The organism is Actinoplanes sandaracinus, assembly GCF_030009775.1.
GTDB classification, from domain to species: Bacteria; Actinomycetota; Actinomycetes; order Mycobacteriales; family Micromonosporaceae; genus Actinoplanes; species Actinoplanes sandaracinus.
The window spans coordinates 103461-117507 of record NZ_JASCTH010000008.1 but is presented as its reverse complement, the minus strand read 5'-3'; the positions used below and the strand labels follow the sequence as shown (position 1 = coordinate 117507).

Sequence of the window (14047 nt, the reverse complement as noted above, 5' to 3'; positions counted from 1 at the left end):
TACCGGGGCTGGTCACCTATCGCTGTCCTCGTTGCCGGGTCTTAACCGGAGGTCTCGACATGGTGACGCTGGCGATACGGAGCGTGACGAAAACCGTCGACTTCGCGGATCTCGGCGAGCCGGTTGCGGCAGTCCGAGCACCACCCGAGATGGGTGCCCATCCGGTGGGCGTCGCGCGGCGCGAGCCGGCCACGCACCTGGCCGCCGAGGCGCTCGCCGGCCCAGCGGCACTCCGGGTGCTCGGCGGCGGCCACGTGCTGCTGTAGATAGAGGCTGCGTAGCCCCTCACGCGCGCGGTGTGCCAGAACCGCCACGGCGTTCGGGGTCAGGCCCATCCGTGGGGCGAGCTCGGCGGGGGTGCTGCCCTCCACCTCGGTCTGCCACAGCACGTCCCGCCAGCGCTCGGGGAGTTGCCGGAACGCGGCGGCGGCGAAACTGCGCTCCAGCCGGTCCAGGGCGGGGTCGGTGAAGGGCTCGCCGGCGTCGTACCGGGTCAGGTCGTCGGTGAACTCCAGCCGGCGGTCCCGCCGGGCCCGCTGATAGCGCAGGTGCCGCATGGTGGTGTGCAGGTAGGCCCGGAACGCGACCAGCGGCCCCCGCCCGGCGCGCAGTGTCGCGAACACCTTGGCGAAGGTCTCGGCCACCAGGTCGTCGACGTCGGCGGGATCGTGGACGAGACCGAAGGCGAACTTGCGGGCTGCCACGTGGTGCCGCTCGTAGAGCGTTCCGTACGCGGCGGTGTCGCCGGCTCGGACGGCGGCGAGGAGGCCGGTGTCCGTGTCCGCGTCGTTGCCCGGGATCGTCATTCCGCCTCCTGTGGCCGGAACTGCGAGGAAAGCCCGATTACGCGGAAGTCTAAGGGGTTAAGTCCTTTTTGTGAAAGTTGTCGAGAGCGACGGTGTGGCTCGGCCTCGAAGAGGCGGCGCTGCGCACTGTTGCGCTTTGCGGCGAAGAATCGCTCGTCTACGCGCAAACCAACCATGGATTGTGCGGTTGTCCACAGATGCAACCGATGAACTGAATGCTTTCTCGGGCTTACGCTGACGTGACTCCCCATGACACGGCCGGAATTCTTCCGGCGGGTCAGTCATAGGTCAGTGCCGACCGAAGGAGCTTCACCTTGACTCAGCCCCCTACCTCGCACCCGCGGTTGCTCGCGTGGATCGACGAGGTCGCCGCCCTGACCACGCCCGACCGCATCGTCTGGTGTGACGGTTCCGAGGCCGAGTGGACCCGTCTGACCGACGAGCTCGTGGAAGCGGGCGCCCTCGTCCGCCTCGACGACAAGAAGAAACCGAACTCGTTCTGGGCGCGCACCGATCCGTCCGATGTGGCGCGCGTCGAGGAGCGCACCTTCATCTGCTCGGTCGACGAGGCCGACGCCGGTCCCACCAACAACTGGATGGACCCGGCCGAGATGAAGCAGCTCATGACCGGGCTGTACCGGGGGTGCATGAAGGGCCGGACGATGTACGTCGTCCCGTTCTGCATGGGCCCGCTCGACGCGCCGGAGCCGATGTTCGGCGTCGAGCTGACCGACAGCCCGTATGTCGTGTCGAGCATGCGCATCATGACCCGGATGGGGGCCGGGGTCCTGAAGGCGATGGGTGACGACGCCGACTTCGTGCCGGCGCTGCACTCGATCGGCGCGCCGCTGGAGCCGGGGCAGGCCGACGTCGCGTGGCCGTGCAACGAGACCAAGTACATCTCGCACTTCCCGGAGACTCGCGAGATCTGGTCGTTCGGCTCCGGTTACGGCGGCAACTCGCTGCTCGGCAAGAAGTGCTACGCGCTGCGGATCGCCAGCGTGGCGGCCCGCGACGAGGGCTGGCTCGCCGAGCACATGCTGATCATGAAGCTCACCTCGCCCGAGGGCGTGGTCCGCTACATCGCCGGCGCCTTCCCGTCGGCCTGCGGCAAGACCAACCTCGCCATGCTCGAGCCCACCCTGCCGGGCTGGAAGGTCGAGACCGTCGGCGACGACATCGCCTGGATGCGCTTCGGCGAGGACGGCCGGCTCTGGGCCACCAACCCCGAGTTCGGGCTCTTCGGCGTCGCCCCCGGCACCGACTTCCACACCAACCCGAACGCCATGCGCACCCTGGCCAAGGGCAACTCGGTCTTCACCAACGTGGCGCTCACCGACGACGGCGACATCTGGTGGGAGGGCATGGGCGAGCCGCCCGCGCACCTCACCGACTGGAAGGGCAACGACTGGACGCCCGGCTCGGACACCCCGTCCAGCCACCCCAACAGCCGGTTCTGCACGCCCATCGAGCAGTGCCCGATCCTCGCCGACGAGTACCACGACCCGCGTGGCGTGCCGATCGACGCGATCCTGTTCGGTGGCCGCCGCAAGACCACCATCCCGCTGGTCAGCGAGGCCCGCGACTGGGTGCACGGGGTCTACCTCGGTGCCACCCTGTCGTCCGAGACCACCGCGGCCGCGGTCGGCCAGGTCGGCGTCGTGCGCCGCGACCCGATGGCGATGCTGCCGTTCATCGGCTACCACGCCGGCGACTACTTCCAGCACTGGATCGACATGGCCAAGGGCGCGTCCGGCGACGCCGCCAAGCTGCCCAAGGTCTTCTACGTGAACTGGTTCCGCCGCGGTGACGACGGCGGCTTCCTGTGGCCCGGCTTCGGGGAGAACAGCCGCGTCCTCAAGTGGGTCGTCGAGCGGCTCGACGGCAAGGCCGACGCGATCGAGACGCCGATCGGCCACGTCCCCACCCCCGAGTCGCTGGACGTGACCGGCCTCGACATCGACCCGGCCGACCTGGCGGCGGTGCTGCGGGTCGACCCGGAGGAGTGGCGGGCCGAGATCCCGCAGATCACCGAGTGGTTCAACAAGTTCGGTGACAAGCTGCCGGCCGTGCTCTGGGCCGAACTCGACGCGCTGCGCGCCCGTCTCGCCGACGCCTGATCCCGGCCCGGTCCCCGTCGCTTCCGGCGGGGACCGGCCGGTCGGCGGTCGCCGGCGGTACTTCCGGTGCGAACCGGCTGGTCGGCCGAGGTGTGCGCTCGCACGATCGGGCGCATCGTGACGCGGATAGTTCCACGGCGGGCCGCCCCGGCTTGAGCCTGCGGCGGGGGTGGCTACGCTTTGGGGTGATGAGCGTGCGTTCTCTGGTCTACACCTTTTATGAGCGGCGGCTGGCGGGGAAGCTGGCCGGCAAACCCGTGCCCAAACACATCGGGGTGATGTGTGACGGCAACCGGCGGTGGGCCCGCGAGATGGGGTTCGTCGACCCCAACGACGGCCACCGTGTCGGCGCCACCCGCGTCAAGGACCTGCTGACCTGGTGTGACAACGCCGGCATCGAGCATGTGACGCTCTACCTGCTGGCCACCGACAACCTGCGCCGCCCGGCCGCCGAGCTGGACCCGCTGGTGAAGATCATCGAGGATCTGGCCACCGAGCTGGCCGAAGAGGGCAACCCCTGGCGTCTGCGCATGGTCGGCGCCCTGGACATCCTGCCCGCGGCCACCGCGGCCACCCTCAAAGCCGCCCAGGAGAAGACCCGCGACCGCGGTGAGGGCGTCGAGGTCAACATGGCCGTCGGCTACGGCGGCCGCCGTGAGATCACCGACGCGGTCCGTTCACTGCTCTACGAGCACGCGGCCACCGGCGGCACGATCGAGGAACTGGCCGAGATCCTCGACGTCGAGCACATCGCCGAGCACCTCTACACCCGTGGCCAGCCCGACCCCGACCTGGTCATCCGCACCAGCGGCGAGCAGCGCCTGTCCGGTTTCCTGCTGTGGCAGTCGGCGCATTCGGAGTTCTACTTCCACGACGCGAACTGGCCCGACTTCCGCCGCATCGACTTCCTGCGAGCCCTGCGCTCCTACGCGAACCGCCAGCGCCGTTACGGCGCCTGACCCACCCGGCCCCGAGCAGCCAGACCCAGCCTCCGTCACGGTCCGCTGCGGCCTCTCCAACCCCTTTCCGGTACGGCCAGTCGGACTCCCGTGGCTCCCTCGCGACGTCCGCGCGGGCCGGGGCCCCGGCGCCCCTTTCGGGCAGCGCCTTCCAAGACCTCACACCATCCACCGCTCGCGGCCTGCCGCCCACGCACCCGCCCGCCGCCCATACCCGCTGCCCCCGCACCCGCCGACGTTCGTCGGGGCGCGGACGTTGGCCGGGGGCGGGCGTTGGCCGGGCGCGGACGTTGGCCCGGGGTGGGCGTTGGCCCGGGGTGGGCGTTGGCCCGGGGTGGGCGTTGGCCCGGGATGGGCGTTGGCCCGGGCGGCTGCGACTGGGAGGCGTTTCACCGTCGGCGGCCCGGGAGAGCGTGACGACCCGCCGGTGACCAGCGGACTTGCGCGAGAGACGCGCTGTGGCCCGGACCGGCAGGGACGTCACGGGGCAGTCACGAGACTGTGCCCACCCCGTACAACAAAGGGGTCAGAAGCGCCGCAGGCCCTCGGTGAGGAAGGCGGCGACCGCGTCCGGCGACTCGAGGGTGAGGTCGGCGGCGCTGGACACCTCGGCGCCCGTCTCGGGGTTGGCGACCGCGACCGCCATGCCGAAGAAGCGGGGGTCGACGGCCTCGCGGGCGCGCAGCGCGTCGAAGGCCTTGATGTCGGACATGTCGTCGCCGAAGTACCAGGCGCAGCCGGCGTTGCGGACGCCCTCGGTGATGACCATGCCCTTGTCCTGGTCGACAGGGGGTTTGAGTTCGACGACCATGCGGCCGTTCTGGATGCGCAGGCCCAGGCGCTCGGCCTGCTCGTGCGCCCACCGCTCGACGGCGCGGACGTGCTCGGGAGCGGTGCGGTAGTGCAGGGCGACGGAGAGCCGCTTGTATTCCACCAGGATCTCGGCGGGCAGCTCGGTGCGGGCCCGCTCGGCGAGGTCGGCCATGGCGGGCACGAAGTCGAGGGCGGCGGGCTCGGTGACGACCTGGCCGTCGTGCCAGACCTCGAGGCCGTAGAGGCCGAACAGATCGACGTTGTCGAGCGTCTCGAAGCGGGACCGCAGGAAGCTGACCGGACGGGCTGAGACGATCGCCACACGGGCGACCGACTCGGCCAGACGGGCCAGCACGCCCAGGACGGAAGGCACCGGCTGGGAGGCGTCCGGGTCGTCGGTGACGGGCGACAGGACACCGTCGAAGTCGAAGAAGAACGTGGTCGCTGAGGCACGTGAAGCGGTGAACGCCCACGCCTCGTCGGTGGTCAGCGGGTGTGTCGGACGTTCGCTCTCTGCCACGCCAGCCAGACTACCCGCGGATGGTCGTCTTTTAAGCGTGACGATTTCGCGTGGGTCGAGCGTCACCCTCCGGTGCCCGAATTTGCGCACTACCGCGGGACGTAGTTGACCGCTAGCGTTTGAGTCATGGCGCGGGGTCATCCTGGGCCAGCCGGTCGGCCCGGACCTGCGACGACTGCGCCACGGGGACCGCAATCCGACTCCGTGCAGAGGGCCGGCGACCGGAGGTGGCGGACCGCGGGCGGACCGGGTTGCACGCCCGCTGGAGCAGGCCTGTGACATCTCGCCGTACCGATGCCGGGGTCGACCAGAACCCGGCCGACAAGGTCTCCAGCAGCCGTGCCACGACGGGGCGCCGTAAGACCCGTGACCGGCACGCCGACGCGGAACCCGCCCCGGCCGGCAGGGTCTTCGTCCTGGACACTTCGGTCCTGCTGTCCGACCCGGCGGCGTTCCGCCGGTTCACCGACCACGAAGTGATCGTGCCGCTGGTGGTCATCTCCGAGCTGGAGGGAAAACGTCACCACCCCGAGCTGGGCTGGTTCGCGCGGCAGTCGTTGCGCATGCTCGACGAGCTGCGGATCAAGTTCGGGCGCCTGGACCAGCCGGTGCTCTGCAACGACGAGGGCGGCACGCTGCGGGTGGAGCTGAACCACGCCGATCAGAGCGTGCTCCCGCAGGGTTTCCGGAACGACTCCAACGACACCCGGATCCTCTCGGTGGCGCTGGGTCTGGCCGCCGAGGGCCGCGAGGTCACTCTGGTCAGCAAGGACATGCCGTTGCGGGTCAAGGCCGCCTCGGTGGGCCTCACCGCCGACGAGTACCGGCACGGCCAGGCCAGCGACCCCACCTGGACCGGCATGGCCGACCTGGAGCTGACCGAGGAGCAGGTGGGCTCGCTCTACGCCGGTGAGGAGCTGGACGTCGAGGAGGCGGAGAACCTGCCCTGCCACACCGGTCTGGTGATCCACTCGCCGCGTGGGTCGGCGCTGGCCCGGGTCAACCCGGACAAGACGCTCAAGCTGGTCCGCGGCGACCGGGACGCGTTCGGGCTGCGGGGCCGGTCGGCCGAGCAGCGGGTGGCGCTGGACATCCTGCTCGACGAGCAGATCGGCATCGTCTCGCTGGGCGGCCGGGCCGGCACCGGCAAGTCGGCGCTGGCGCTCTGCGCGGGCCTGGAGGCGACCATGGAGCGCAACCGCCACAAGAAGGTGGTCGTGTTCCGCCCGCTCTACGCGGTCGGCGGTCAGGAGCTCGGCTATCTGCCCGGCAGCGAGTCGGAGAAGATGTCGCCCTGGGCGCAGGCGGTCTTCGACACGCTCGGCTCGGTGGCGCACGCCAACGTGGTCGATGAGGTCATGGCCCGCGGCATGCTGGAGGTGCTGCCGCTGACCCACATCCGCGGCCGGAGCCTGCACGACGCGTTCGTGATCGTCGACGAGGCGCAGTCGCTGGAACGCAACGTCCTGCTCACCGTCCTGTCTCGGATCGGGCAGAACTCGCGGGTGGTGCTGACCCACGACGTCGCCCAGCGGGACAACCTGCGGGTCGGCCGGCACGACGGGGTCACGGCGGTGATCGAGGCGCTGAAAGGTCACCCGATCTTCGCGCACGTGACCCTCACGCGGTCCGAGCGGTCGCCGATCGCTGAGGTGGTCACCGACCTGCTCGAGGAGATCCCCCTGTGAGGTAGTCGCTTTGCGTAGCGCCGGAGCGGGGTATTCGTGCCGGAATTCTCCAAAAAGTCTCGTGACTAAAGTCACAACTCCGCTCTGGCGTTTCACATCCACTTCACCTTGCGCCATGGTGTTCCGCGGGCACCCCCCGGCGATCCCCATCGGGTCGCAGTGCTCGCGGCGCACCCTGATCCGTTCACGTGCGCCGCTTCTTGCCCCCGACGAAGGGATTCTTCGTGAAGCGGCTCTGGAGCCGGCTCGGAGTTCGTGCGGCATCGGTCGGCCTGCTCGTGGCGGGATTGACCGGCGGTGTTTACCTCGGGCAGAACCGGGACATCCAGCAGCAGGGCGCCCAAGCTCAGATGATCGTCCAGGCGAACCAGGACGAGATGCAGCTGTTGAAGGACCGTCAGGCCGACCACGCCGCCGCGCGGGCGCACCGTGTGGTCGCCGAGGAGGCCGCCGCCGCCAAGGCCGCGACCGAGGTTCAGGTCGCCGCTTCCAAAGCGCGGGCGCTGGAGAAGAAGGTCATCGAGGCGAAGAAGGCCGAAGAGGCCAAGAAGACCGAGAAAGCCGCCGGTCCGGTCGTCTTCACCGGCGACATTCCGTCCTCCTGCAACGAGTACAACGGCAGCCGCAAGATCGGGTGCGCGCTCATGCTCGACGCCGGCTTCAAGCTCGACCAGTTCCCGTGCCTGGACAAGCTGTGGAAGAAGGAGAGTGGCTGGAACTACAAGGCCACCAACCGCAGCTCCGGGGCGTACGGGATCCCACAGTCCCTCCCGGGCAGCAAGATGGCGTCGGCGGGCTCGGACTGGAAGACCAACCCGGCCACCCAGATCAAGTGGGGCCTCGGCTACATCGAGGGCCGTTACAAGACTCCGTGTGGCGCCTGGGGTCACTCGCAGAACGTCGGCTGGTACTGACCCGAAACCTCTGAGCGGGGCTGCGCGGCGATCCGCGCGGCCCCGTTTTTGCTGTGATCAAATGTCCACATGGTCCGGAAAGTCGCATTAGGTCTCGCGGTTCTCGTTCTCGCGGGAGCGGGTGACCTGCCCGCCCGGGCCGAGCCCGGGCGGCCACCGGCGCTCGAAGTGGTCGGCGGCAAGATCGCCGGCTCCGGGCGGTTCCCCTGGGTGGTCCGGCTGTCGATGGGCTGTGGCGGCACCCTGGTCGCCCCCCGGGTGGTCCTCACCGCCGGGCACTGTGTCGGGCCGACCGGCCCCAACGACCGGATCACCGTCACCGCCGGCGACCCCGACCTCGACTCCCGCACCGCGATCGCCGTCGCCTCGGTCGAGGTCCACCGGTCCCCGGACTTCGTGACCGAGACCGAAGGCGACGACTGGGCCGTCGTCCGCCTGGAGCGCGAGCTGTCGCTGCCCACCCTGCCGCTGACTCCTGACGACGTCGACGAGGGCACGTTCACCGTGATGGGCTGGGGCCAGACCCGGGAGGCCGCGCCGCAACAGGAGCGCCGCCTGCACTACGCGGCCGTGCCCACCATCCCGGACGAGGAGTGCGCCGCCGCCTACCGCGCGGCCGGCGTGGAACTGGTCCGCGACGAGTCGATCTGCGCGGGCCGCCACGGCGTCGACACCTGCCAGGGCGACTCCGGCGGCCCGATGGTCCGCCGGGACCGGGCCGGGCGGTGGGTGCAGGTCGGCATCGTCAGCTGGGGGCTGGGCTGCGCGCGGGACGGCTATTTCGGGGTATACACACAAATATCCAAGTTTCGTACCGACATCCAGGATGCCGTTCGCCGTCTGAGCTGATCGTCGCTCGACTGGCCGGGCTCGCCCGCTCCTGCGACCATCGAGGCATGAGTTACGGGTGGGCGGCCGAAGCACGCGCGAACGAGGCAGGACGGTTCGGCACCGAGGCTTTCTACGCATCGCTGGGGCGAGCGTTCGTGACGATGTGCGCGATCGTCCCGGCACTGTTCCTGATCGAGGCGATCGACGTCGGCCTCGGCGTCGGCACTCTCGACCTGGCCGGCGGCATCATCCCGCACTCCCTCGACGGCATCGACGGCATCCTGTTCAGCCCGTTCCTGCACGACGGCTGGGAACACCTCTACGGCAACGCGGTGCCGCTCATCCTGCTCGGCACGTTCGTGCTGGCCGGCGGGGCCCGTCGCTTCATCTGGTCCACCGCGCTGATCATGGCGGTGGCCGGCGTCGGAGTCTGGTTCATCGGCAGCCCGAGCACCGTGGTGGTCGGCGCCAGCGGCGTCATCTTCGGATACCTCGGCCTGCTGCTCGCCCGTGGCCTGGTGGAGCGCAGCTGGTGGAACTTCGCGGTCGCGCTGTTCATCGGCCTGCTCTACTGGTACCAGATCTACAACGTCCTGCCGACCGACCAGCGCATCTCCTGGCAGGGACACCTGCTGGGCCTGCTCGGCGGGATCGTCGCGGCGGTCCTCTTCCGGCGCCGCCGATAAACCCTCAGCGGGTACGGCCACCAGCCCCCCACCGCACCAGCGGAGTCCCGCCCCTACCGCGCGACGCCGCTGCCCTCCACCCCCAGCGCGCCTTTCGGGCAAGTCCCTCACCCCACCCACCCCGCACCCGCCCGCCGTAGCTCAGCCGTGTCTCGGCCGGTGGGTGGCGTGTCCGGGCTACGGCTGGGAGGGTCTGCGCTGGCAACGCGGCTTGCCGGGGTATGGCGGGTGCGACCTGGGGGGTTGAGCCGGTGTGGCAGCAGCCCGGTGGGCGCGCTGGGGCCGTGGGCAGCCGCCTACCTCGCGGTGTAGCCAGGTGAGGATCAGTGTTCGGCGGGTGCGGGGTGACGCGTACGAGAAAAGGGTCCGGGTTTGAGATCTGCCCGGACCCCTCCCGTCAGAGGACCTGGTCGCCCATCGGCACCGTGGGCAGGTGGCCGTCGAAGTCGACCGCCGAGTAGAGAGCGAGTTTCTCCAGGCGGTGGTAGGAGTCGATGACCCGGATGGTGCCGCTCTTGGAGCGCATCACGATCGACTGGGTGTGCGCGCCGCCCGCCCGGTAGCGGACGCCCTTGAGTAGGTCGCCGCTGGTGACGCCGGTGGCGACGAAGAAGCAGTTGTCGCCGGTGACCAGATCGTCGGTGGTGAGGACACGGTCGAGGTCGTGGCCGCCGGCGATCGCCTTCTCCCGCTCGGCGTCGTCGAGGGGCCACAGTTTCGCCTGGATCATGCCGCCGAGGCACTTGAGGGCGCACGCGGCGGTGATGCCCTCGGGGGTGCCGCCGATGCCCATCAGCACGTCGACGTCGGACTCCAGGCGGGCCGCGGAGATGGCCCCGGCGATGTCACCGTCGGAGATGAACTTGATGGTGGCGCCGGTCTGGCGGACCTCCTCGACCAGTTTGGCGTGACGGGGACGGTCCAGAATGCACACCGTCACGTCGGAGATGCTGGAGCGCTTGGCCTTGGCGATGCGGCGCAGGTTCTCCTTCACGCCGGCGTTGATGTCGATGACGTCGGCGCAGTCGGGGCCGACGGCGATCTTGTCCATGTAGAAGACGGCGCTCGGGTCGAACATGGCGCCGCGCTCGGCGACCGCGAGGACCGCGATCGCGCCGGGCATGCCCTTGCTCATCAAGGTGGTGCCGTCGATCGGGTCGACCGCGACGTCCACCTCCGGCCCGGTGCCGTCGCCGACCCGTTCGCCGTTGAAGAGCATCGGCGCTTCGTCTTTCTCGCCCTCGCCGATGACGACGACACCCTGCATCTGGATCGAGTTGATGAGTTTGCGCATGGCGTCGACGGCGGCGCCGTCACCGCCGTTCTTGTCGCCTCGGCCGACCCACCGGCCGGCCGCCATGGCGGCGGCTTCGGTGACGCGGACGAGGTCGAGGGCGATGTTGCGGTCGAGGTCCTGCGGGACTCGGGCGGGCACGGCGGCCTCCTCGCGACGTTGCGGGGCTGGTGATTCCTCAGATCCTGGCATCTGAGGACGTGCCAAGTCCCGTTTCAGCGACGTGGTTAACAATGGGGTTCGTGGAACCAGCCTCTTCTCCCGCCCCGGTCCCGGGCGAAACCGCGCCCACCGAGACCTCCGCGACAGCCCCGTCCCCGGCCAGGGCAGCGGCGGCGACCTCGCCGCGCCTCGCCGCCAAGGAGGGCCGGCGCCCGCGTGACATGGTCCTCTCGCTGCTGGTGCTGCTGGTGCCGGTCGCCCTGCTGATGACCTATTACAAGGTGGTGCTGGACGGGGAGAAGCCGCACAGGGTGAAGGCGGAGTCGTTGGCCTCGACGCTGTCGGCGGCCGAGCGGGTGTTCCCGGTGGCGCAGGCGGCCGGGCTCAGCACTGACTGGTACATCACATCGGCGCATTTCCGCCGCGAGGAGGGCGGCTCGACGCTGCGGCTCGGTTACGTCGATCCGGCGGAGAAGCCGATCCTGATGGTCCAGAGCAACATCACGGCGACCACGCTGGTCCCGGCCGAGGTCGGCGCTCAGGGCGAGCGGATCGGCGCTTACCGCACCGACCGGCGGACCTGGATGCGTTACACCGGACGGCCGGGGGAGATGGCCCTGATCGTCACCGAGCAGAACCGGACCATCGTGATCATCGGGAACGACGACGACACCGCGAACCTGGAGAAGCTGGCCTCCTCGCTGTCCTGAGGTCACTCGTCGGCCCGGGCGGCGCGGGCCGCCTCGATGCGCTCGCGGGCGCCGTCGAGCCAGCCGCGACAGACGTCGGCCAGTCGCTCGCCGCGCTCCCACAGAGCCAATGACTCCTCCAGGGTGCCGCCGCCCTGCTCCAGCCGCTCCACCACGGAGGCCAGCTCGGTGCGGGCCTGCTCGTAGGTGAGTCTCTCGTCGGTCATTCAGCTCTCCATCACTGCTGTTCGCAGCTCGCCCTCGGCGAGCCGGATCCGAAGAAGGTCGCCCGGCGACACCTCGTCCGCGGCGCGGACCACGTGGCCGTCGGGGCGTTGCACGATCGCGTAGCCGCGCTCCAGCGTCTTGGCCGGGGACAGGGCACGCAGCCGAGCGACGGTGTGTTCCAGCGCGTCGTCGGCGCGGCGCAGCCGGTGCTCCAGGCTGCGCCCGGCCCGGTCGCGCAGCGCGGTCACCTCGGTGGCACGCTGGTCGATCAGCACCTCGGGGCGGGCCAGCACGGGCCGGGACCGCCACGCCTCGATCCGCTGCCGCTCCCGGTCGAGCATGCCGATCACCGCCCGGTCGAGCCGCGCCCGGGCGTGCGTGATGAGGCGCTGCTCGTCGGCGAGGTCGGGCACGATACGTTTCGCGGCGTCGGTCGGGGTGGAGGCGCGCACGTCGGCGACGTAGTCGAGCAGCGGCGCGTCGGTCTCGTGGCCGATGGCGCTGACCACCGGGGTGCGGGCGCCGAAGACGGCCCGGCAGAGCGCCTCGTCGGAGAACGGGAGCAGGTCCTCCACGCTGCCACCGCCGCGGGCGATCACGATCACGTCGATGGTGTCGTCGTTGTCGAGCACCTTGAGCGCGTCGAGGATCTGCGCCACCGCGGTCGGGCCCTGCACCGGCACGTTGATCACCCGGAAGTCCACGGACGGCCAGCGGCGCCGGGTGTTCATCAGCACGTCGCGCTCGGCGGCGCTGGCCCGCCCGGTGATCAGCCCGACCCGGCCGGGCAGGAACGGCAGCCGCCGCTTGCGCTCCCGGGCGAACAGGCCCTCGGCGGAGAGCAGGCGTTTCAGCTTTTCCAGACGGGCCAGCAGCTCGCCGACACCGACCTGGCGGATCTCGTCGGCGCGCAGGCTGAGAGTGCCGCGGGCCGGATAGAACTCCGGTTTGGCGTGCAGGGTGACCCGGGCGCCCTCGGCCAGGTCGGGAGCGCCGGCGTGCAGCACGTCGTGGTGGGTGGTGACGGTGAGGCTGAGGTCGGCCGACGGGTCACGCAGGGTCAGGAAGACCACGTTGGAGCCGGGCCGACGGCTGATCTGGGCGACCTGCCCGTCGACCCAGACCCAGCCGAGCTTGCCGATCCAGGCGCCGATCTTCTGACTGACGACGCGGACCGGCCACGGCTCGTCGGCGGAGCTGCGCGTGCTGTCGGGCTCGTTCACCCGGCCAGATTACGTAAGCCCACCGACATTTTCGCCCGCCCGATCCGGGGTGGCGGACATCGCCGCCGGTTCGGCGTGCCCGCGGTAACGCCTCAGATCGATCGGGGTACGCCGTTGCGGCAGCGCCCGCTCGGCGACGGCCAGGACGACCATCGCCAGCAGGCCGGCGCAACCCCAGAAGATCAGATCGACGACGAGGTAGGCCGGCTCGACGTGGACGCCGCCGCCGGTGCCGAGGAACGGGTACGGATAGCCGTGCCCCGGTGGATCCTCCAGGCAGCAGCGCGACGTGCCCGGCAACGCGGTGGACACCATCCCGGCCAGCGCGAGGACGCCGGCGATCGCGCACCCGGCACGGCTCGGGACCGGCCGCCGCCGCAACAGCATCAGCACCCCACCGAGGCCGAGCACCACGTGAAACATCAGGTACGCGCCGGTCAGCCCACCGTCGATCTCGACCGCCAGGTTCAGCAGCCCGATGCCGAGCATGAACCAGCCGGCCATCACGCGGAGAACGGCCGGGATCGAGGGCCACTTCTCGGCGCTCATGAAGGGAAGTATCTCGCCCGTTCTGTCGGATCCGGGGCGAAACGGACTAGACGGCGGGGCCGGTGGTCTCCGCTCGCCGGCGCGCGGCCCGCCGGGCCAGGCCCCCCACCACGATCACCATCAGTCCGGCGTACGCCCAGACGGTCACGTCCACGAACAGGGCCGACGCGGACCACTCCCAGCCCTGCGCCGCGGCCAGGCGCTGTGCCTCGCCGGGGGTTTCGGCGACCGCGCCGCGGCCTAGCCACTCGTACGGCCAGCCCCGGCCCTCCCGGTAGGCGAACATGCAGCATATTTCGGCCGATCGGGCGGTGAGCCCGGCCGCCGTTCCGCCGAGACCGATCACCCCCGCGGCGGCGGAGACGAGCCGTCCGGACAGTGGCAGGCGCCTCCACAGCAGCAGGACCAGCCCGCCCCCGGCGAGCGCGACACCGACGAAAACGTCCCGCGGATACACCCCGGAAAGGTTCATGAGCAGCCAGAACAGCCCGGCCGTCAGGCTCAGCAGCCCGACTGTCAGGCGAACGCCCCGACTCACGCTGATGTTCTCGGTCCCCGTCATGGG

At 70.3% G+C, this 14047-nt stretch carries 14 protein-coding genes; 7 read left to right on the top strand and 7 right to left on the bottom strand.

Translation table 11 applies throughout. The features are described 5' to 3' along the window. Nucleotides 1-41 precede the first annotated feature (41 nt). Complete coding sequence (locus QLQ12_RS14080) at nucleotides 42-806, bottom strand: sigma-70 family RNA polymerase sigma factor (RefSeq protein WP_282760071.1); 765 nt, start codon at nucleotides 804-806, stop codon at nucleotides 42-44. A gap of 314 nt (nucleotides 807-1120) precedes the next feature. Here QLQ12_RS14080 and QLQ12_RS14075 point away from each other — a divergent pair, with 314 nt between their 5' ends. Together QLQ12_RS14075 and QLQ12_RS14070 are read left to right on the top strand one after the other, a co-directional pair. Beyond that, nucleotides 1121-2926 (top strand): phosphoenolpyruvate carboxykinase (GTP), encoded by a 1806-nt coding sequence (locus tag QLQ12_RS14075; RefSeq protein ID WP_282760069.1) that lies wholly within the window; start codon nucleotides 1121-1123, stop codon nucleotides 2924-2926. A gap of 188 nt (nucleotides 2927-3114) precedes the next feature. Beyond that, nucleotides 3115-3885, top strand: a complete 771-nt coding sequence (locus tag QLQ12_RS14070) for an isoprenyl transferase (protein WP_282760067.1) — start codon at nucleotides 3115-3117, stop codon at nucleotides 3883-3885. A 526-nt stretch (nucleotides 3886-4411) separates the two neighbouring features. Here the strand turns inward: QLQ12_RS14070 and otsB are convergent. After that, nucleotides 4412-5218, bottom strand: a complete 807-nt coding sequence (gene otsB, locus QLQ12_RS14065; RefSeq protein WP_282760064.1) for a trehalose-phosphatase — start codon at nucleotides 5216-5218, stop codon at nucleotides 4412-4414. Nucleotides 5219-5493: 275 nt separating this feature from the next. On the opposite strand from otsB, the gene QLQ12_RS14060 reads away from it, so the two are divergent. From QLQ12_RS14060 to QLQ12_RS14045, 4 genes are all read left to right on the top strand, one after another. Then, nucleotides 5494-6906 (top strand): PhoH family protein, encoded by a 1413-nt coding sequence (locus tag QLQ12_RS14060; protein WP_282760063.1) that lies wholly within the window; start codon nucleotides 5494-5496, stop codon nucleotides 6904-6906. Nucleotides 6907-7130: 224 nt separating this feature from the next. Beyond that, complete coding sequence (locus QLQ12_RS14055) at nucleotides 7131-7820, top strand: aggregation-promoting factor C-terminal-like domain-containing protein (protein WP_282760061.1); 690 nt, start codon at nucleotides 7131-7133, stop codon at nucleotides 7818-7820. Between the two features lie 69 nt (nucleotides 7821-7889). Continuing rightward, nucleotides 7890-8669: a S1 family peptidase gene (locus QLQ12_RS14050; protein ID WP_282760060.1), complete on the top strand. Its 780-nt coding sequence runs from the start codon at nucleotides 7890-7892 to the stop codon at nucleotides 8667-8669. A gap of 47 nt (nucleotides 8670-8716) precedes the next feature. Continuing rightward, the gene (locus tag QLQ12_RS14045; RefSeq protein ID WP_282760059.1) at nucleotides 8717-9337 is read left to right on the top strand and encodes a rhomboid family intramembrane serine protease; all 621 of its coding nucleotides are present in this window, start codon (nucleotides 8717-8719) and stop codon (nucleotides 9335-9337) included. 397 nt (nucleotides 9338-9734) lie between these two features. Here QLQ12_RS14045 and glpX read toward each other — a convergent pair whose 3' ends face one another. Continuing rightward, a complete protein-coding gene (gene glpX, locus QLQ12_RS14040; protein ID WP_407651478.1) occupies nucleotides 9735-10823 on the bottom strand; it encodes a class II fructose-bisphosphatase in 1089 nt (362 codons plus the stop codon). 50 nt (nucleotides 10824-10873) lie between these two features. Here glpX and QLQ12_RS14035 point away from each other — a divergent pair, with 50 nt between their 5' ends. Then, nucleotides 10874-11503 (top strand): DUF4245 domain-containing protein, encoded by a 630-nt coding sequence (locus QLQ12_RS14035; RefSeq protein WP_282760057.1) that lies wholly within the window; start codon nucleotides 10874-10876, stop codon nucleotides 11501-11503. A gap of 2 nt (nucleotides 11504-11505) precedes the next feature. On the opposite strand, the gene QLQ12_RS14030 is transcribed toward QLQ12_RS14035, so the two are convergent. Genes QLQ12_RS14030 through QLQ12_RS14015 form a run of 4 tightly spaced genes read right to left on the bottom strand, consistent with a single transcriptional unit; the run spans nucleotide 11506 to nucleotide 14044 of the window. After that, nucleotides 11506-11709: an exodeoxyribonuclease VII small subunit gene (locus tag QLQ12_RS14030; protein WP_282760055.1), complete on the bottom strand. Its 204-nt coding sequence runs from the start codon at nucleotides 11707-11709 to the stop codon at nucleotides 11506-11508. Continuing rightward, nucleotides 11710-12933 (bottom strand): exodeoxyribonuclease VII large subunit, encoded by a 1224-nt coding sequence (gene xseA / locus QLQ12_RS14025; RefSeq protein ID WP_282760053.1) that lies wholly within the window; start codon nucleotides 12931-12933, stop codon nucleotides 11710-11712. A gap of 9 nt (nucleotides 12934-12942) precedes the next feature. Further along, nucleotides 12943-13482 carry a hypothetical protein gene (locus QLQ12_RS14020; RefSeq protein WP_282760051.1) on the bottom strand — a complete coding sequence of 180 codons (540 nt, stop codon included), beginning with the start codon at nucleotides 13480-13482 and terminating at the stop codon, nucleotides 12943-12945. Between the two features lie 46 nt (nucleotides 13483-13528). Continuing rightward, the gene (locus QLQ12_RS14015; RefSeq protein ID WP_282760050.1) at nucleotides 13529-14044 is read right to left on the bottom strand and encodes a hypothetical protein; all 516 of its coding nucleotides are present in this window, start codon (nucleotides 14042-14044) and stop codon (nucleotides 13529-13531) included. Nucleotides 14045-14047 lie beyond the last annotated feature (3 nt).

What these genes read in the sequence shown, in the direction of transcription:
- QLQ12_RS14045 (WP_282760059.1), top strand. Translation starts at nt 8,717, where the DNA reads ATGAGTTACGGGTGGGCGGCCGAAGCACGCGCGAACGAGGCAGGACGG.
- QLQ12_RS14030 (WP_282760055.1), bottom strand. Translation starts at nt 11,709, where the DNA reads ATGACCGACGAGAGACTCACCTACGAGCAGGCCCGCACCGAGCTGGCC.
- QLQ12_RS14020 (WP_282760051.1), bottom strand. Translation starts at nt 13,482, where the DNA reads ATGAGCGCCGAGAAGTGGCCCTCGATCCCGGCCGTTCTCCGCGTGATG.
- QLQ12_RS14050 (WP_282760060.1), top strand. Translation starts at nt 7,890, where the DNA reads ATGGTCCGGAAAGTCGCATTAGGTCTCGCGGTTCTCGTTCTCGCGGGA.
- QLQ12_RS14080 (WP_282760071.1), bottom strand. Translation starts at nt 806, where the DNA reads ATGACGATCCCGGGCAACGACGCGGACACGGACACCGGCCTCCTCGCC.
- QLQ12_RS14070 (WP_282760067.1), top strand. Translation starts at nt 3,115, where the DNA reads ATGAGCGTGCGTTCTCTGGTCTACACCTTTTATGAGCGGCGGCTGGCG.
- glpX (WP_407651478.1), bottom strand. Translation starts at nt 10,823, where the DNA reads ATGCCAGGATCTGAGGAATCACCAGCCCCGCAACGTCGCGAGGAGGCC.
- QLQ12_RS14015 (WP_282760050.1), bottom strand. Translation starts at nt 14,044, where the DNA reads ATGACGGGGACCGAGAACATCAGCGTGAGTCGGGGCGTTCGCCTGACA.